The 16959-nt window shown below is 58.0% G+C and carries 16 protein-coding genes, 4 tRNA genes and 1 riboswitch; of the genes, 5 read left to right on the forward strand and 15 right to left on the reverse strand.

Annotation, left to right across the window (positions count from 1 at the left end; translation table 11 throughout):
- Window positions 1-204 precede the first annotated feature (204 nt).
- Both QOL84_RS26665 and QOL84_RS26670 read left to right on the forward strand, forming a co-directional pair.
- On the forward strand, window positions 205-441 hold the full coding sequence (locus tag QOL84_RS26665) for a hypothetical protein (RefSeq protein ID WP_283439163.1): 237 nt from the start codon (window positions 205-207) through the stop codon (window positions 439-441).
- 20 nt (window positions 442-461) lie between these two features.
- Entirely contained in the window at window positions 462-641 is a 180-nt protein-coding gene (locus QOL84_RS26670; protein ID WP_129395110.1) for a PA3371 family protein, read from the forward strand.
- On the opposite strand, the gene phnN is transcribed toward QOL84_RS26670, so the two are convergent.
- Window positions 616-1185, reverse strand: a complete 570-nt coding sequence (gene phnN, locus QOL84_RS26675) for a phosphonate metabolism protein/1,5-bisphosphokinase (PRPP-forming) PhnN (protein WP_283439164.1) — start codon at window positions 1183-1185, stop codon at window positions 616-618. The genes QOL84_RS26670 and phnN overlap by 26 nt on opposite strands.
- Before the next feature lie 390 nt (window positions 1186-1575).
- On the opposite strand from phnN, the gene QOL84_RS26680 reads away from it, so the two are divergent.
- The gene (locus QOL84_RS26680; RefSeq protein WP_003178899.1) at window positions 1576-1902 is read left to right on the forward strand and encodes an Arc family DNA-binding protein; all 327 of its coding nucleotides are present in this window, start codon (window positions 1576-1578) and stop codon (window positions 1900-1902) included.
- Between the two features lie 113 nt (window positions 1903-2015).
- Here the strand turns inward: QOL84_RS26680 and mgtE are convergent, their stop codons facing one another.
- Window positions 2016-3458: a magnesium transporter gene (gene mgtE, locus QOL84_RS26685; RefSeq protein ID WP_129395112.1), complete on the reverse strand. Its 1443-nt coding sequence runs from the start codon at window positions 3456-3458 to the stop codon at window positions 2016-2018.
- Window positions 3459-3779: 321 nt separating this feature from the next.
- On the opposite strand from mgtE, the gene QOL84_RS26690 reads away from it, so the two are divergent.
- Window positions 3780-4298: a cell envelope protein SmpA gene (locus QOL84_RS26690; protein WP_283439165.1), complete on the forward strand. Its 519-nt coding sequence runs from the start codon at window positions 3780-3782 to the stop codon at window positions 4296-4298.
- Between the two features lie 19 nt (window positions 4299-4317).
- Here QOL84_RS26690 and QOL84_RS26695 read toward each other — a convergent pair.
- The 8 genes from QOL84_RS26695 to ltaE all read right to left on the reverse strand — a co-directional run bounded on the left by QOL84_RS26695 (window position 4318) and on the right by ltaE (window position 10429).
- Window positions 4318-4394 (reverse strand) — tRNA-Arg (locus QOL84_RS26695).
- Window positions 4395-4466: 72 nt separating this feature from the next.
- Window positions 4467-4543 (reverse strand) — tRNA-Arg (locus QOL84_RS26700).
- A 71-nt stretch (window positions 4544-4614) separates the two neighbouring features.
- A tRNA-Arg gene (locus QOL84_RS26705) sits at window positions 4615-4691 on the reverse strand.
- A 107-nt stretch (window positions 4692-4798) separates the two neighbouring features.
- Window positions 4799-4889: transfer RNA gene (locus QOL84_RS26710), tRNA-Ser, on the reverse strand.
- Between the two features lie 62 nt (window positions 4890-4951).
- Window positions 4952-5140, reverse strand: a complete 189-nt coding sequence (gene csrA, locus QOL84_RS26715; protein ID WP_002554426.1) for a carbon storage regulator CsrA — start codon at window positions 5138-5140, stop codon at window positions 4952-4954.
- A gap of 187 nt (window positions 5141-5327) precedes the next feature.
- Complete coding sequence (locus QOL84_RS26720) at window positions 5328-6569, reverse strand: aspartate kinase (protein ID WP_008086083.1); 1242 nt, start codon at window positions 6567-6569, stop codon at window positions 5328-5330.
- A gap of 90 nt (window positions 6570-6659) precedes the next feature.
- A complete protein-coding gene (gene alaS, locus QOL84_RS26725; protein ID WP_283439166.1) occupies window positions 6660-9278 on the reverse strand; it encodes an alanine--tRNA ligase in 2619 nt (872 codons plus the stop codon).
- 146 nt (window positions 9279-9424) lie between these two features.
- Window positions 9425-10429, reverse strand: a complete 1005-nt coding sequence (gene ltaE / locus QOL84_RS26730; RefSeq protein WP_283439167.1) for a low-specificity L-threonine aldolase — start codon at window positions 10427-10429, stop codon at window positions 9425-9427.
- Between the two features lie 198 nt (window positions 10430-10627).
- A riboswitch (FMN riboswitch) is annotated at window positions 10628-10799 on the forward strand.
- A 101-nt stretch (window positions 10800-10900) separates the two neighbouring features.
- On the opposite strand from ltaE, the gene QOL84_RS26735 reads away from it, so the two are divergent.
- Window positions 10901-11410 carry a 6,7-dimethyl-8-ribityllumazine synthase gene (locus tag QOL84_RS26735; RefSeq protein ID WP_283439168.1) on the forward strand — a complete coding sequence of 170 codons (510 nt, stop codon included), beginning with the start codon at window positions 10901-10903 and terminating at the stop codon, window positions 11408-11410.
- Between the two features lie 181 nt (window positions 11411-11591).
- Here QOL84_RS26735 and astE read toward each other — a convergent pair whose 3' ends face one another.
- From astE to astA, 5 genes are all read right to left on the reverse strand, one after another.
- A complete protein-coding gene (gene astE / locus QOL84_RS26740) occupies window positions 11592-12602 on the reverse strand; it encodes a succinylglutamate desuccinylase (protein ID WP_283439169.1) in 1011 nt (336 codons plus the stop codon).
- A 12-nt stretch (window positions 12603-12614) separates the two neighbouring features.
- Window positions 12615-12905: a hypothetical protein gene (locus QOL84_RS26745; RefSeq protein ID WP_016983958.1), complete on the reverse strand. Its 291-nt coding sequence runs from the start codon at window positions 12903-12905 to the stop codon at window positions 12615-12617.
- Window positions 12906-12963: 58 nt separating this feature from the next.
- Complete coding sequence (astB, locus tag QOL84_RS26750; protein ID WP_129395118.1) at window positions 12964-14310, reverse strand: N-succinylarginine dihydrolase; 1347 nt, start codon at window positions 14308-14310, stop codon at window positions 12964-12966.
- A gap of 139 nt (window positions 14311-14449) precedes the next feature.
- Entirely contained in the window at window positions 14450-15919 is a 1470-nt protein-coding gene (astD, locus tag QOL84_RS26755) for a succinylglutamate-semialdehyde dehydrogenase (protein ID WP_164979479.1), read from the reverse strand.
- Window positions 15916-16941, reverse strand: a complete 1026-nt coding sequence (gene astA / locus QOL84_RS26760; protein ID WP_129395120.1) for an arginine N-succinyltransferase — start codon at window positions 16939-16941, stop codon at window positions 15916-15918. The genes astD and astA overlap by 4 nt, the downstream gene beginning before the upstream one ends.
- Window positions 16942-16959 lie beyond the last annotated feature (18 nt).

Genomic DNA, 16959 nt, shown 5'->3' on the forward strand with positions numbered 1-16959 from the left:
AGTGTAGGCATGCGTACTGCAACGCTGCGGGAAGATTTACCGTGCATTTTGCATCCTCCCAAAAAGCCATCATTGCAGATTGCAACCCGAGCGATCCGACTCTTCCTCCCAAATCGTTGTTTTTAAAGGACTTAACAGCGGTTAGACTGTTGGCATGACGGCTGCTTTGCCTGTTCCATAGAAGAACAATCGGAGCGCCGCCCCATGAACACCACCCTCTTGCTTGCAAACGCGACTGCACTGGCGATTTTGCTGAGTTTTTACTTTGCCCCTGCGAGCAATGCCCCGGAAACGTTGGCCCAGCGCATGCCGCATTATCTGCAGGTGCAGAAACAGCCCCAACTGGCGATTCTGACCGATAAGAGCAGCTTTGCCCCAAGGACTGTCAGCGCCCCCGATCAGGCCCTGCCAGCTCAACTTACAGAACGTCTGGTTTTTTGAAATATCTTCAGGAGTACAGCATGTCCAAATCAGCAGCAGGATTTCTGATCCTCGCCTTATTGAGTGGCGTAATGCATCTTTCGCTGTTCGAGGAAACCACAGTCACCCTGCCCCTGATTGTCTGCGGCGTATTTTCGGTGCTGTTTGTGCTGGCACTGGCTGCCGGGCGCAAGATCAAGTTTGATCCAGTGCTGCGCTGAGCCGAATCAGGTCCAGTAACTGTTCCACCGCCCCCGCCAGCTCACCCGAGTTATCGATCAGAAGCACCGGCTCGTCACTCGATCTACGATCCTTGAATAAGGTGTTACGGGCAAGCCGAGCCTCGATCTGCTCAAGCGTCTCTCTCCCCCGCCTGAGCAGGCGGCCACGTAGAACCTCATCACTTACCGTTAACAGTACCGGCACCAACGCAGGGTAACGGCCCATCGCTTGTCGCAGATTGGCGCGCGAGCCGTTAACCAGCACATGGCGCCCCGCAGCCAAAAACCGATCCATCTGCGCCGGGATTCCATAGGCAAGACCGTTCGCGTGCCATGACAGGGAAAAATCGCCCGCCCGCGCGCGCCGCTCAAACTCCTCAGGTGTCACGCCCACCGCATCCTCACCCACCGATTCAGCTGATCGCGTGATGACTCGCCGCATGACTTCACAGCCCATCGCCCGCAGTGGTTCGCGCGCAGCCTCAATCAGACTGTCCTTGCCTGACCCTGAGGGGCCCATCAGATAAATAAGCTTGCCATCCATCCTGAAAACGCCCTCCAGACCACCTTAGCCACTAGTAAATCGGCAATTTGCCACTATCCTGTAAAGACAAGGAAACAAGGATAGAAAGCCGCATAGCATGCACGCTCTGACGTCTTCGGACATCAACTGATATGCACCAGGACGCAGGCAGCGATGCAGACCAGGGCGAAGTTTTCAAACCAGTCCGCATTTCTGATAATTGGTGCTGGCATTACGCCTTTACCCAGCTCAATATTTGTCACAGAATTGACGCCAATGATCTGGCAATTTTGAGGCATGATGCGGGCCTCTTAACAATTCAGGTTGAACCATTTGGCGCGGATGCTTGTCCTACCACACATCCTGCGGCCAATCCCGAGAACCGCTCCCCTGAACTAACCGGTTAAATATATGCGCCCATTGAAACAGGCAATTTATTCCAGCCGTACGGCTGACAAGTTCGTCGTACGTCTGCCAGACGGAATGCGTGAACGCATTGCCGAGGTGGCTCGCAATCATCATCGCAGCATGAACTCCGAGATCATTGCGCGCCTTGAGCAGAGTCTTATTCAGGAAGGCGCACTGGGCGAAGAGCTGAGCATGCGCCTCGACAGCCCGGAGCTGTCGTTGCACGAGCGCGAGCTGTTGCAACGATTCCGCCAACTGTCTCACCGCCAGCAGAACGCGTTGGTATCTCTGATCGCTCATGACGCCGAAATGGCAGCAGACGCGTCCTGAGATATACCGAACATCTCAAGCCAGCTTAATTGCTGGCTTTTTTTGCGCGCAATTTGAGTTTTTGCAGACACAAAAAAGCCCGCCAATTTGGCGGGCTGTTTCGATGCAGCAATTTAGAGCAGGAAGATTGTCGCCAACCCCAGGAAAATGAAGAAGCCACCGCTGTCGGTCATCGCGGTAATCATCACACTCGCGCCCATCGCCGGGTCGCGCCCCATTTTCGCAAGGGTCATCGGGATCAATACGCCCATCAGGGCAGCCAGCAGCAGGTTGAGCGTCATTGCCGCGGTCATTACCACGCCCAATGACCAACTGCCATAGAGCAGATAAGCAACCACACCGATCACCCCGCCCCAGACCAGGCCATTGATCAGGCCTACCGCCAATTCCTTGCGCATCAGTCGCGAAGTGTTACCGGTGCTCACTTGGTCGAGCGCCATCGCGCGAACGATCATGGTGATCGTCTGGTTGCCCGAGTTACCACCGATACCCGCCACAATCGGCATCAACGCCGCGAGCGCTACCAGTTTCTCGATCGAACCTTCGAACAGGCCGATCACACGGGATGCGATGAACGCGGTAATCAGATTGATCGCCAGCCAGGCCCAACGGTTGCGCAGTGACTTCCAGACGGAAGCAAAGATGTCTTCCTCTTCACGCAGACCGGCCATGTTGAGAACTTCGTTTTCGCTCTCTTCACGAATCAGATCGACCATTTCGTCGATGGTCAGACGGCCGATCAGCTTGCCGTTCTTGTCAACCACCGGGGCCGAGATCAAGTCATAACGCTCGAAGGCCTGCGCGGCGTCGTAAGCATCTTCGTCCGGATGAAAACTCACCGGATCGCTGGCCATTACTTCGGCAACCTGCTTGTCCGGGTCGTTGACCAGCAAACGCTTGATCGGCAGCACGCCCTTGAGCACACCGTCGTAATCAACCACGAACAGTTTGTCGGTGTGACCAGGAAGCTCTTTAAGGCGACGCAAATAGCGCAGAACCACTTCGAGACTGACATCCTCCCGGATGGTCACCATCTCGAAGTCCATCAGCGCACCGACCTGCTCATCGTCATAAGACAAGGCCGAACGCACGCGCTCGCGTTGCTGGTTATCCAGACTCTCCATCAACTCATGGACGACGTCTCGCGGCAGCTCGGAAGCCAGGTCAGCAAGTTCGTCGGCGTCCATGTCCTTGGCCGCAGCCAGGAGCTCGTGATCGTCCATGTCGGCGATCAGCGTTTCACGAACGGAGTCGGATACTTCGAGAAGAATGTCGCCGTCGCGGTCGGCCTTGACCAATTGCCAGAGCGTCAGACGATCGTCCAGCGGCAAGGCTTCAAGGATGTAGGCAACGTCGGCGGAGTGCAGATCATCGAGCTTGCGTTGCAGCTCGACAAGGTTCTGCCGGTGAACCAGGTTTTCAACCCGGTCGTGATGCGCGCCTTCCTGGCGATGAGTCAGGTCTTCGACGACCCGTTGACGCTGCAGCAGCTCGACGACTTGAGCCAGGCGATCCTGCAGGCTTTCCTGTGTTTTCTTTACTTCGATTTCAGACATAGGCGAACTCCACTCCCAGCAGCGGGGCACGCCGGAAGGATCAATCAGTCAATTCATGATTGGTGAAACTGTTTACTGAGTAACTACTGGGTAAGTCCATGGAGGTTTTCCACAAGCCCCGGCGGGGCTGACGGGCGCAATGATACACCGCCTGACGGTTTTAAACGTTAAAAAATCACGGCCGAAACAAGCGCTTGCGAAACAAACCTGAGCACCGTCCTGATCCGTGCAAATGCGACGACTCATCCTGAAAAGAAAACACACCGGCAATGGAAAATGTAGCGACTACCCTTCAGCGTAGATCGTCATGGAGGACGTCGAATGCCATTGAAAACATCACACCTGATACTCACCACCCTGCTCCACCTGCCGCCTGCCGGGGCTGCTACCACCCTTCATCGTTGCGAAGCTGCGGATGGCAGCATCACCTTTACCAGCATGAGTTGCGCACACGGCGAACTGCGCTCCACCCAAGAGGTTCACCCCTATTCGCCCGGCTCGGTTGTAGCCGTGATGCCGGAAGCCAACCACGAAGAAACATCCAGTATGAAAACCAAGGGTCGGGAACCGGGCATCATTGGCCGCGCGGAACATCGATGCGGAAATCTGAGCGATGCCAGGCAGCGACGCGAGGCAATCATCAATCGGCGCGTGATTGCAGGCATGAGCCAGCAAGACGTCGAAAGCGCGCTTGGCAAACCAGACAAGGTAAATATTCGAACATCGACAACCAGCTATCGTTACGACCTCAAGCGAGGTCGCAGTGCTCAAGTCGATTTTGATGAGAGAGGATGCGTGAAGGAAAAAACCAAATCCCGGACAGCAAAAAGCCCGCGTTAAACGCGGGCTTTTCGGTATATGGTGCACTCGACAGGATTCGAACCTGTGACCGCTCGGTTCGTAGCCGAGTACTCTATCCAGCTGAGCTACGAGTGCATTTTGTGTTTTTAGCCCAGACCACAACTGGATGAAGCCAAGTTATCTGCATTACTGCAACTAACTCTTAAATGGTGCACTCGACAGGATTCGAACCTGTGACCGCTCGGTTCGTAGCCGAGTACTCTATCCAGCTGAGCTACGAGTGCATTTGTGTTTTTAGACCAGATCACATCTGGTTGAAGCCAAGTCATTTACATTACTGTAACTGACTCTTAAATGGTGCACTCGACAGGATTCGAACCTGTGACCGCTCGGTTCGTAGCCGAGTACTCTATCCAGCTGAGCTACGAGTGCATTTGTTGCGCCGCATTATAGCCCGTCTAATCTCTATTCCAACCACTTTTTCTATTAATTTCAACAACTTACAGAAAAAGCCAGATTACGACGTACTAAGCAAATAATGGCGGAGAACGGGGGATTCGAACCCCCGACACCCTTTTGAGGTGTACTCCCTTAGCAGGGGAGCGCCTTCGGCCACTCGGCCAGCTCTCCGCAACACGGGGCGTATCTTAACCAACCTTTTCCCCGTTTGCAAACATAAAAATCGATAAAAATTAATGGCTTGGTTCTTCGTCCTTCTCTTTCTTTATACGCAGGTAAATTTCCTCACGGTGCACGGCAACCTCTTTCGGGGCGTTGACGCCGATACGCACCTGGTTTCCTTTAACGCCGAGCACGGTCACGGTGATTTCGCCGTCACCGATAATCAGGCTTTCTGCGCACCGACGGGTCAGAATCAGCATACCTTTCTCCTTACGCAATTCAGTTCAGGGACAACAGTCTGCAAAAAAAAGGCACCCGACCTACAACCGGAGCGATCGTAGCCCTACATGCCTGAGTATTGACCAGCGCGAGCAAAAGAACAGTTCAGGGCTCGCGCCATTCAAAAAATAAAGGGCGCGGTCAGACCGCGCCCTTCAAGAAATGGAATTACTCGCCTTGACGGGCAGGCGCATCCAGTTCGAAAGCCGTGTGCAGGGCGCGCACGGCCAGTTCCAGGTACTTCTCTTCAATCACTACGGAAACCTTGATTTCCGAAGTCGAGATCATCTGGATGTTGATGCTTTCTTTTGCCAGGGATTCGAACATGCGGCTGGCCACGCCTGCGTGGGAACGCATGCCGACGCCGACGATCGAGACCTTGGCAATCTTGGTGTCGCCAACCACTTCACGGGCACCGATCTCGCGAGCGGTGTTTTCCAGCACGGTCTGTGCGGCCTGATAGTCGTTGCGGTGTACGGTGAAGGTGAAGTCGGTGGTGTTATCGTGCGCGACGTTCTGCACGATCATGTCGACTTCGATGTTCGCGGCACTGATCGGACCGAGAATCTTGAACGCCACGCCCGGGGTGTCTGGCACGCCACGGATGGTCAGCTTGGCTTCATCGCGGTTGAAAGCGATGCCGGAAATGATCGGCTGTTCCATGGTTTCCTCTTCATCAATAGTAATGAGGGTGCCCGGACCCTCCTTGAAGCTGTGCAGTACGCGCAGCGGAACGTTGTACTTGCCGGCGAATTCCACCGCACGGATCTGCAACACCTTGGAACCGAGGCTGGCCATTTCCAGCATCTCTTCAAAGGTAATCTTGTCGAGACGTTGAGCGACCGGCACCACACGCGGGTCAGTGGTGTAGACACCATCGACGTCGGTGTAGATCTGGCACTCGTCAGCCTTCAACGCAGCAGCCAATGCCACGCCGGTAGTGTCGGAACCGCCACGGCCGAGAGTGGTGATGTTGCCGTGCTCGTCGACGCCCTGGAAACCGGCGACAACGACAACGCGACCGGCTTTCAGATCACCACGAATCTTCTGGTCATCAATCTGCAAGATACGCGCTTTATTGTGCGCACTGTCGGTCAGGATCCGTACCTGATTGCCGGTGTACGACACCGCTGGCACACCGCGCTTGATCAGCGCCATGGCCAACAGGGCAATCGTCACCTGCTCACCGGTAGACACGATCACGTCCAGCTCACGCGGAACCGGTTGACCGTCACCACTGATTTGCTTGGCCAGATCGATCAGACGGTTGGTTTCGCCGCTCATTGCAGACAGCACAACCACCAGGTCATCGCCGGCATCGCGGAATTTCTTAACCTTGTCGGCGACCTGCTCGATTCTCTCGACAGTACCGACCGAGGTGCCTCCAAATTTCTGTACGATCAAAGCCATTTCAAAGCCGCCTCTGCCCATGAAGGGCGCCCAATAATCACTCGAACAGCCACCGCGCCCGCCACTAGACTGCGAGCGCGATGGACCGTCTTATAAACCCTGCTCGACGAATGGAACGGTCAGCGCCAATGCACCATCCAGCGCGCCGGCATCAACACCGCCGCCCTGCGCCATGTCCGGACGACCACCGCCCTTCCCGCCCACTGCCGCAGCAGCCTGTTTCATCAAATCACCGGCTTTGAGTTGGCCAGTCAGGTCCTTGGTTACGCCTGCAACCAGAACGACCTTTTCCTCATGGACACTGCCGAGCAGGATCACTGCGCGGCCGAGTTTGTTCTTCAACTGATCAACCAGTGCCAACAACGCTTTGGCGTCCTGACCATCCAGACGTGCAGCCAGAACCTTCACGCCTTTGACGTCCAGTGCCGAGGACGACAGATCGTCGCCCGCCGCGCTGGCTGCCTTGGCTTGCAACTGCTCGAGCTGCTTCTCCAGTTGGCGATTGCGCTCCAGCACAGCCGACAGCTTGTCGATCAGGTTGTCGCGGCTGCCCTTGACCAGGCTGGCCGCTTCCTTGAGTTGTTCTTCTGCAGCATTCAAGTACGCCAGTGCCTGTGCACCGGTGACCGCTTCGATACGACGTACGCCCGAGGCTACGCCGCCTTCGCTGATGATTTTCAGCAGGCCTATGTCGCCGGTACGGTTGGCGTGGATACCGCCGCACAGCTCGACGGAGAAATCACCGCCCATGCTCAGCACGCGCACGTTGTCGCCGTACTTCTCGCCAAACAGCGCCATCGCGCCTTTGTTCTTGGCGGTTTCGATGTCGGTTTCTTCGGTTTCAACGGCGGAGTTCTTGCGAATTTCGGCGTTGACGATGTCTTCCAGCGCTTTGATCTGCTCAGGCTTGATCGCTTCAAAGTGGCTGAAGTCGAAACGCAGACGCTGGCTATCCACCAACGAACCTTTCTGTTGCACGTGCTCGCCCAATACCTGACGCAATGCAGCGTGCAGCAAGTGCGTGGCCGAGTGGTTCAGCGAAGTCGCATGACGCACTTCGGCGTCAACGTGAGTTTCCACTGGCGCGCCGATGGTCAGGCTGCCCGAATCCAGCACACCGTGGTGCAGAAACGCGCCGCCGGTCTTGGTGGTGTCACGCACGTCGAAACGGCTGCTGCCGGCCTGCAGATAACCGCAGTCGCCGATCTGGCCGCCGGATTCAGCGTAGAACGGCGTCTGGTTCAGCACGATCACCGCTTCTTCGCCTTCATTCAAGACGTCGACCGACTGGCCATCTTTATAGATAGCGACGATTTTTGCCGAACCGCTGGTGTCTTTGTAACCGGTGAACTCGGTGGCCACGTCAACCTTGACCAGCGTGTTGTAGTCCAGACCGAACGAGCTGGCCGAGCGCGCACGAACACGCTGGGCTTCCATCTCACGCTCAAAACCGGCTTCGTCGACCGTCAAGCTGCGCTCACGCGCGATGTCGGCGGTCAGGTCCATCGGGAAACCGTAGGTGTCGTACAGTTTGAACACCACGTCGCCCGGCACCACGGTGCCTTTGAGCTCCAGCAGATCCTGTTCGAGAATCTTCAGGCCGTGCTCCAGAGTCTTGGAGAACTGCTCTTCTTCAGCCTTGAGCACGCGCTCGATGTTGCTCTGCTGCTTTTTCAGTTCCGGGAAGGCTTCGCCCATCTCGGCAACCAGCGCAGCGACGATCTTGTAGAAGAAGCTGCCAGTGGCGCCCAGCTTGTTACCGTGACGGCAAGCGCGACGGATGATTCGGCGCAGCACATAACCGCGACCTTCGTTGGACGGCAGCACGCCGTCGGCGATCAGGAAACCGCACGAACGAATGTGGTCGGAGACTACTTTCAGCGAAGACTGATCGCCGTTTTCGCAACCAATAGCTTCAGCCGAGGCCTTCAGCAGGTTCTTGAACAGGTCGATGTCGTAGTTGGAATTGACGTGCTGCATTACCGCACTGATCCGCTCCAGGCCCATGCCGGTGTCGACCGACGGTGCTGGCAACGGATGCAACACGCCATCGGCGGTGCGGTTGAACTGCATGAACACGTTGTTCCAGATCTCGATGTAACGGTCGCCGTCTTCTTCCGGCGAGCCCGGTGGGCCGCCCCAGATATGGTCGCCGTGATCGTAGAAAATCTCGGTGCACGGGCCGCACGGGCCGGTGTCACCCATGGTCCAGAAGTTGTCGGAGGCGTAAGGCGCGCCCTTGTTGTCGCCGATGCGGATCATGCGCTCGACCGGCACACCGATTTCTTTGGTCCAGATGTCATACGCTTCGTCATCGGAGGCGTAGACGGTGACCCAGAGTTTTTCCTTCGGCAGTTTCAGAACGCCGGTCAGGAAGGTCCAGGCAAAGGTAATCGCGTCGTGCTTGAAATAGTCACCGAAGCTGAAGTTACCGAGCATTTCGAAGAACGTGTGGTGACGAGCGGTATAACCGACGTTTTCCAGGTCGCTGTTCTTGCCACCGGCACGCACGCATTTCTGGCTGCTGGTCGCGCGGGTGTATGCACGTTTTTCCTGGCCCAGGAAGCAGTCCTTGAACTGGTTCATCCCCGCGTTAGTGAACAGCAGGGTTGGGTCGTTGCCCGGAATCAAAGAGCTGGAGGCTACACGGGTGTGGCCTTGCTCTTCGAAGAAGCGAAGGAAGGCTTCACGGATTTCTGCGCTTTTCATTAGGTTCTTCCACGGAGGCTGCGGCCAAAGGCCTGTTCGAAACGTCAACAGACGAAGCGACGGCAAAGGGCCGCATTATATCGGCCCTGCGCGCGGGGTACAGCGTGTTTATACGATAGAAACGGTCAATTGGACGGCGAACGCTGTCACTTGCGCGAAAAGTCGACGAATGTCGCGATCACTTGCTCGATTTGCGCGCGATTGACGTCCATGTGCGTGACCATACGCAGACGCGCGGCGGCGCTCAACTTGATCCCGCGTTCGCCGGCAAACGCCTTGATCGCTTCGGCTTTGTCGCCCATTTGCACATAAACCATGTTGGTTTGCACCGGTTCAACGGTGAAACCTGCTTCACGCAGACCGTCGGCCAAAAACTGCGCGTTGGCGTGGTCGTCGGCCAGACGCTCGACGTTGTGATCCAGCGCGTACAGCCCCGCCGCTGCCAGCAACCCGGCCTGACGCATGCCACCACCGACCATTTTGCGCAAACGGCGGGCCTTGCCGATCAGTTGCTCAGAACCGCACAAAACCGAGCCCACCGGTGCGCCGAGGCCTTTGGACAGGCACACCGACACCGAATCGAAATGTTTCGTGATTTCCCGCGCATCAACCCCGAGTTTGACCGCCGCGTTGTAAAGACGCGCGCCATCCAGATGCAACTGCAGACCGTGCTCTTGGGTAAATTGGCGCGCCCGAGCGAGATATTCCAGCGGCAGCACTTTGCCTTGCATGGTGTTTTCCAGCGCCAGCAATCGAGTGCGGGCGAAGTGGAAATCGTCCGGTTTGATCGCCGCCGCGACCTGATCCAGGTTCAGCGAACCGTCGGCCTGCACTTCCAGCGGTTGCGGCTGGATCGATCCGAGCACTGCCGCGCCTCCGCCCTCGTATTTGTAGGTGTGCGCCTGCTGGCCGACGATGTATTCATCACCACGCTCGCAGTGCGCCATCAAGCCCAGCAGGTTGCTCATGGTGCCGGTCGGCACGAACAGCGCGGCGGCAAAACCCAAACGTTTGGCCAGTTCGGTTTCCAGACGATTGACTGTCGGGTCTTCGCCGTACACATCGTCACCGGTGCCTGCCGCGGTCATCGCGTCGAGCATGGCGGGGGTCGGTTGGGTGACGGTGTCGCTGCGAAGATCGATAACGCTCATGAACCTGGCCTCTAATCAACAGGGGAAATCCCTTTACGAAGTGGGATTACTGCGGTCATGACGCGGATTAATCAACCCTTGCGCAAGGAAATTTCGTTTCGTCCTCACAAAAAATTCGATGGCAATCATCAGAAAGGCGCGATGCGCTGCTCGACAATCTGTGATAAAAACGCTGCGCCGCCCGAGAAAGGGCGGCAAAAACGTTCTCAGGGCGGGGTGCAATTCCCCACCGGCGGTAATTGCGCGCAATGCGCATAGCCCGCGAGCGCTTGGCGACGAATACGGCAAAGGCTGTGATCGGCGGCAAGGTCAGCAGACCCGGTGTGATTCCGGGGCCGACGGTCATAGTCCGGATGAAGAGAGAACGGGATTAACGCCAAAGGGCCGTCCGCGCAATGTTGTGCGTGTGCGCACCCTTGAATCCCTTTCGATTCATAACGCCCTGTTTTTCACACAAACAGGAGTCAGAACATGCAACCCACCGCTATCGACAGCAAAAGCAAACACTCACACGGCGAGCGCGTAGCATTCATCCAGGCCTGCTGGCACAAGGAAATCGTCGATCAGAGCCGTAAAGGCTTCGTCGCCGAAATGATTGCCCTGGGTTATCAGGAATCGGACATCGACATCTTCGAAGTCGGCGGCGCCTTTGAAATGCCTCTGCACGCCAAATTGCTGGCCAAGACCGGACGATATGCCGGCATCGTCGCGGCAGCCTTGGTCGTCGACGGCGGCATCTACCGTCACGAGTTCGTCGCCCAGTCGGTGGTCAGCGGCCTGATGCAGGTGCAGCTGGAAACTGAAGTGCCGGTGTTCTCGGTGTCGCTGACCCCGCATCACTTCCATGCGGGTGACGAGCATCAGAAGTTCTTCTTTGAGCACTTTGTGCACAAGGGTCAGGAAGCGGCGCGGACTTGCGCGGATACGCTGCAAAAAATCCGCGCCCTGCGCCGCACCGAGCCGCGCGCTGTCGCCGTCTGACCCACTGATGATCGTTCCCATGCTCCGTGCGGGAACGATCATCACCTGTAGGAGCTGTCGAGTGAAACGAGGCTGCGATCTTTTGATCTTTTAAAAACAAGATCAAAAGATCGCAGCCTTCGGCAGCTCCTACAGGGTTTGGCCCGCGTACCAGAGTTTGTGGACCATCCCTGCAGTTAGGTCAGGCGAGATTTTCGTCGCCGGTCGGGACGATCAGGATGCCCGCGCGCAAGCCGTTCTTGACTTTGGGATTAGGGAAGATGATCCGCGCGCCCTCTTCCTCAATGATCCAGCGGGTATTGGCCAGATCTTCGGCCAGCACGTAACCCAGCTCCAACTCGGAAAAGTTCTCGATGTCCTGCGGCAAGTTCAAGCGAAAGGCATCGCTGTGTTTGATGATTTCCCGGGCGACGCTGAACAGCTGCAGACCGTCCAGGCCTTCCTCAGCCATCTCTGGCTCCGTACCTTCGATGATCTGCTTCAAACGAGTTTCCAGCAGCGAGACGTTGACGCCGTCGTTCTGCCCGAACGGTCGCGCCTTGCCCAGCTCCAGCGTGAAAGCCTCGGCACCGAGCTTGTCGTAGGTGTAGGAACTGAACACGATTGACGGCTTGTTCTGCAACAGCACCGCTTCCATCCCGGCGGCGCGCAAACGGGCCAGCTCAAGACGCGAATGCTGACGACCTTCCTTCCATGGATACAAAGCGAACTGTTCGATCTTCGAACCGCGAATCGCCGTGTGCAAGTCGTAGTGCAGGCGCTGACGATCCGGCAGGCTGAAGAAACTCGCCGCCAGACGCTCCAGCTCACAGGCACGCAGCGCTTCGCTGCCACTGCTTTGTTCATGACGGCCGTTGAACAGCCGATTGACGTCCTGCTCGACGAAGCGCTCGCCTTTGCGAATCGCTTCCGGGTTGCCGAACAGAAACAGAATCCGTGCGCGCGGCTTCAGATCGCCGCGAGCGATGTCATGCAGCAGCCGATCAAGCAACTCGATCGGCGCTGTTTCGTTGCCATGAATCCCTGCCGACAGCAGCAGGTCCAGGCCATTGTCGCGCGCTTGCGGTGGCCGGACTTCCAGCGCACCTTCGCTCAACCAGCGCATCCGCACGCCTTCGACAGTCAGTTGAGTCTTCTCCGCCGGTTCGCGGCCGGCGAGGGTCAGTTCAAGCAGTTTGCCGAGGGCGAGCATAGAGCGGTTTCCTTAGTGATCGTGGTTGCAATCCGGGCCGTGCACGTGGTCTTCGTCGTCGCCGACGTCAGCCGGTTCCATTTCCAGTTGCAGACTTACCAGATTAGTCGCCAATGGGCGCAGCAGCAGGTTGGCGTACTCGGCATCACCTTCTTCAACGTCCACGCCGATCAGCAACTGGCCACGGCCGTCCTGCTGGATCCACAGCTCCTTGCCTTGCCACATGACCGCGACGCGGGTGCACGAGGTTTGCAGTTGCGTGCCGTCGGTGTCTTCAAGGATCAGCTGCAGGGAATCGCTCATGTTTTTACTCTCTTGGGGGAGACAAGCCGCGCGCCGCGTTCAGGCGACGCGCCGGCCATCAATTGATCTGGAATGGATAAACCGCGCCCAGTTTAAGGATTTGCGTCAGTTCATCCAGTGCCGTCCGGCATTCAAGCAGCAATTGCGGATCCGCCAGATCGGTTTCGCTCAGGCGGTCGCGGTAGTGCTTTTCAACCCATGCGGTCAACGAACCGTACAACGGTGCGGTCATGATAACCCCTGGGTTGACCGCCGCCAGTTCAGTTTCGTTAAGCGCGACGCGCAGTCGCAGGCAGGCCGGGCCGCCGCCGTTCTGCATGCTCTGCTTGAGATCGAAGACTTTCACTTCACGAATCAGACCGCCGGAGTTGGTCAGGCTTTGCAGGTAAGCCCAGACACGCTCGTTGGCCTGGCACTCTTGCGGCACGATCAGCAACATCGAGCCATCAGGGCGCGACAGCAACTGGCTGTTGAACAGATAGGAACGCACCGCGTCATCCACGGTAACTGCCGAGCGCGGCACACACACCGACTGGAAGTTGCCGCCAACCTTGGCGAGTTTTCCTTGCAGCTCGGCCAGCATCTGCTCGGTCTCAAGGAACGCGTCCTCGTGATAGAACAGCACCTCGCCATTGCCCACGGCGATCACGTCGTTGTGGAACACGCCTTGATCGATCACGTTCGGATTTTGCTGGGCGTAGACCACGCCTTCGTCACGCAGACCGTGCAGACGCGCGACGGCTTGCGAGGCTTCGAGGGTCTGCCGTGCCGGGTACTTTTGCGGCGCCGGGAAACGATTGTCGAACGCGCTGCGACCGAACACGAAAAACTCGACGCCGGCCTCACCATATTCACGGCAGAAACGCGTGTGGTTGGCCGCACCTTCGTCGCCGAACTGCGCCACTGCCGGCAATGCGGCGTGATGGGCGAAGTGCTGCTGATTGGCGAACATCGCACCCAGCACGCGGCTGGTGGTCGGGTGCTCGATGCTGCGGTGATATTTGCAGTTGAGGTTGGCGGCAGTGAAATGCACGCGACCGTCAGCAGTGTCGGCGCTTGGGCTGACGGTGGCGGCGTTGGCCACCCACATGCTCGACGCCGAGCAACTGGCAACCAGCAGCGGCATGGCTTCTTTGGCGGCGCGCTCGATGACTTGCGCATCAGTGCCACTGAAACCCAGACGGCGCAAAGCTGCCACGTCCGGACGTTCCTGCGGTGCCAGCACGCCTTGCTGAAAGCCCATTTCCATCAGCGCTTTCATCTTCGCCAGGCCTTGCAGCGCCGCTTCCTTCGGATTCGAGGATTGCTGGCTGTTGCTCTGGGAGGCAACGTTGCCGTAGGACAGACCACCGTAGTTATGGGTCGGCCCCACTAGACCGTCAAAATTGACTTCATAGGATTTCATCAGCGAGGCTCCACGAGAATCTGTTGTTATAGGCATCGAGTAACAATTAGGTAAGACCGAGGCGCGGCTATCGCGAGCAGGCTCGCTCCCACATTGGAATGCATTTCCTTGTGGGAGCGAGCCTGCTCGCGAAAGGGCATCACGCCATCTTCACGCCTGGCGTGAGGGCCGATGGCAACACCAGGCTCGGCGTTTCCAGCGACGCTACCGGGTACGCGCAATAATCCGCCGCGTAATAGGCGCTGGCGCGATGGTTGCCCGAGGCACCGACACCACCAAACGGCGCGCTACTCGCAGCACCGGTCAGCTGTTTGTTCCAGTTGACGATACCGGCGCGGCTTTCCAGCCAGAACTGCTGATAACGCGCTTCGGAATCCGACAACAGACCAGCAGCCAAGCCGTAAGCGGTGTCATTGGCTTCGGCGATCGCCGCTTCAAAATCGGTGTAGCGAATAACTTGCAGCAACGGGCCGAACAGTTCTTCGTCCGGACGCTCGGCAACGGCGGTCACATCAACAATGCCCGGCGTCAACAGCGCGGCTTGCGCCTGTGGCTGAGTCATTTCCAGCAGCGACACAGCGCCGTTGGCCAGCAGATGTTCTTGAGCGTCCATCAGCGCTTTCGCCGCGCCGAGGGAAATCACCGAACCCATGAACGGCGCCGGTTGTTGATCGAACGCACCGACTTCAATAGTCGAGCTGACTTCAACCAGACGCTTGAGCAGGCTGTCGCCCCACGCGCCTTGCGGTACCAGCAGACGACGTGCACAGGTGCAACGCTGACCGGCAGAGATGAACGCCGACTGAATGATCGTGTAAACCGCTGCATCCAGATCCGCGACCTGATCGACCACCAGCGGATTGTTGCCGCCCATCTCCAGCGCCAGAATCTTGTCCGGACGCCCGGCGAATTGCTGGTGCAGATGGTTGCCGGTGCGACTCGAACCGGTGAAGAACAGACCGTCGATGCCCGGATTCGCTGCCAGCGCAATGCCGGTTTCGCGAGCGCCTTGCAGCAGGTTCAGGACACCGGCCGGCAGACCGGCTTCGATCCAGCACTTAACCGTCAGCTCGGCGACTTTCGGCGTCAGCTCGCTTGGCTTGAACAGCACGCTGTTACCCGCCAGCAGCGCCGGCACGATGTGACCGTTCGGCAAGTGCCCAGGGAAGTTGTAAGGCCCAAACACTGCGACCACGCCGTGCGGTTTGTGGCGCAACACGGCAGTGGCGTCGCCCAACGGGCCGCTCTTTTCGCCGGTACGCTCGCGGTAGCTCTGCACCGAGATCGCGATCTTGTTGACCATGCTGGTCACTTCCGTCGCCGATTCCCACAGCGGTTTGCCGGTCTCTTCACCGATGGTGCGAGCCAGTTCGTCGGCATGGTTCTTCAATGCGGCGGCGAATGCCTCAAGCACACCAATGCGCTCTTCCAGCGAACGACGCGCCCAGCCCGGAAACGCCTGACGTGCAGCCTGCACAGCCGATTCAACCTGGGCGGTGGTAGCGCCCTCCCCCGACCACAGCACTTGCTGGGTCACCGGGTTCAGCGATTGAAAGGCTTCGCCCTGACCGGCTAGCCACTCACCTGCGATGTATAGCGAATTCATTATTTCGACTCCCGTGCAGCGGACAACGCCACGGCGCGCACTTGATCGCCAGCGTTGAGTTGAAGACGTTTGGCGGTCTGCGGATCGACCACCAGCGTGCCGGCAGCGAGACGCGCCGGCGCAGCGGTGATGCGGCAGTCTTCGCGCTTGCGGTTATGGATGATGAACGGCGTGGCGTCATCGCCCGGCGTACCCACAGCCAGCACCAGTGCTTCGCTGTCACGCACTGCGCGGATCTTGCCGGTTTCGCATTCGATGGCCGGGCCGGCGTCGAAGATGTCGACGTACCCCTGATAGCTGAAGCCTTCGCCCTTGAGCATCGCCAATGCCGGCTCGGTGTCCGGATGAACCTGACCAATGACGTTACGGGCATCTTCGGACAAGAAGCAGGTGTACAGCGGGAACTTCGGCATCAGCTCGGCGATGAACGCCTTGTTACCGACACCGGTGAGGTAATCGGCCTGGCTGAATTCCATCTTGAAGAAGTGACGACCGAGGCTTTCCCAGAACGGCGAACGGCCGGCGTCATCGGAGACACCGCGCATTTCGGCGATGATCTTGTTGCCGAACAACTCAGGGAATTCGGCGATGAACAGCATCCGCGCCTTCGACAACATGCGACCGTTGAGGCCACTGCGGTAATCGGCGTGCAGGAACAACGAGCACAGCTCGGAATTACCGGTCAGGTCGTTGGCCAGAAACAGTGTCGGAATTTCGCGATAGATGTTCAGTTCTTGCGAAGCGCTGACAGTCAGGCCAACACGGAAGTTGTACCAGGGTTCACGCATGCCAACGGCACCCGCAATGGCGGAAATCCCCACCACGCGGCCGTCATCGTCTTCGAGCACGAACAGGTAGTCCGCATCGCCACGGCCAGCTTCGCCGCGAAAGGTCTTCTCGGCCCAGCCAACCCGATGGGCCAGACGTTCTTCGTTGGCCGGCAAAGTCGTGAGGCCAGTGCCGGTGCTGCGGGCCAGGTCGATCAGAGCGGATAAATCGCTGCTGCGTACGGGACGAACAATCATGCTATCTCCTCAAACGGG

Source organism: Pseudomonas helmanticensis, assembly GCF_900182985.1.
Taxonomy (GTDB): domain Bacteria; phylum Pseudomonadota; class Gammaproteobacteria; order Pseudomonadales; family Pseudomonadaceae; genus Aquipseudomonas; species Aquipseudomonas helmanticensis.

Coding starts and splice junctions, on each gene's coding strand:
- QOL84_RS26665 (WP_283439163.1), top strand. CDS start 205: ATGAACACCACCCTCTTGCTTGCAAACGCGACTGCACTGGCGATTTTG.
- QOL84_RS26670 (WP_129395110.1), top strand. CDS start 462: ATGTCCAAATCAGCAGCAGGATTTCTGATCCTCGCCTTATTGAGTGGC.
- phnN (WP_283439164.1), bottom strand. CDS start 1,185: ATGGATGGCAAGCTTATTTATCTGATGGGCCCCTCAGGGTCAGGCAAG.
- QOL84_RS26680 (WP_003178899.1), top strand. CDS start 1,576: ATGCGCCCATTGAAACAGGCAATTTATTCCAGCCGTACGGCTGACAAG.
- mgtE (WP_129395112.1), bottom strand. CDS start 3,458: ATGTCTGAAATCGAAGTAAAGAAAACACAGGAAAGCCTGCAGGATCGC.
- QOL84_RS26690 (WP_283439165.1), top strand. CDS start 3,780: ATGCCATTGAAAACATCACACCTGATACTCACCACCCTGCTCCACCTG.
- csrA (WP_002554426.1), bottom strand. CDS start 5,140: ATGCTGATTCTGACCCGTCGGTGCGCAGAAAGCCTGATTATCGGTGAC.
- QOL84_RS26720 (WP_008086083.1), bottom strand. CDS start 6,569: ATGGCTTTGATCGTACAGAAATTTGGAGGCACCTCGGTCGGTACTGTC.
- alaS (WP_283439166.1), bottom strand. CDS start 9,278: ATGAAAAGCGCAGAAATCCGTGAAGCCTTCCTTCGCTTCTTCGAAGAG.
- ltaE (WP_283439167.1), bottom strand. CDS start 10,429: ATGAGCGTTATCGATCTTCGCAGCGACACCGTCACCCAACCGACCCCC.
- QOL84_RS26735 (WP_283439168.1), top strand. CDS start 10,901: ATGCAACCCACCGCTATCGACAGCAAAAGCAAACACTCACACGGCGAG.
- astE (WP_283439169.1), bottom strand. CDS start 12,602: ATGCTCGCCCTCGGCAAACTGCTTGAACTGACCCTCGCCGGCCGCGAA.
- QOL84_RS26745 (WP_016983958.1), bottom strand. CDS start 12,905: ATGAGCGATTCCCTGCAGCTGATCCTTGAAGACACCGACGGCACGCAA.
- astB (WP_129395118.1), bottom strand. CDS start 14,310: ATGAAATCCTATGAAGTCAATTTTGACGGTCTAGTGGGGCCGACCCAT.
- astA (WP_129395120.1), bottom strand. CDS start 16,941: ATGATTGTTCGTCCCGTACGCAGCAGCGATTTATCCGCTCTGATCGAC.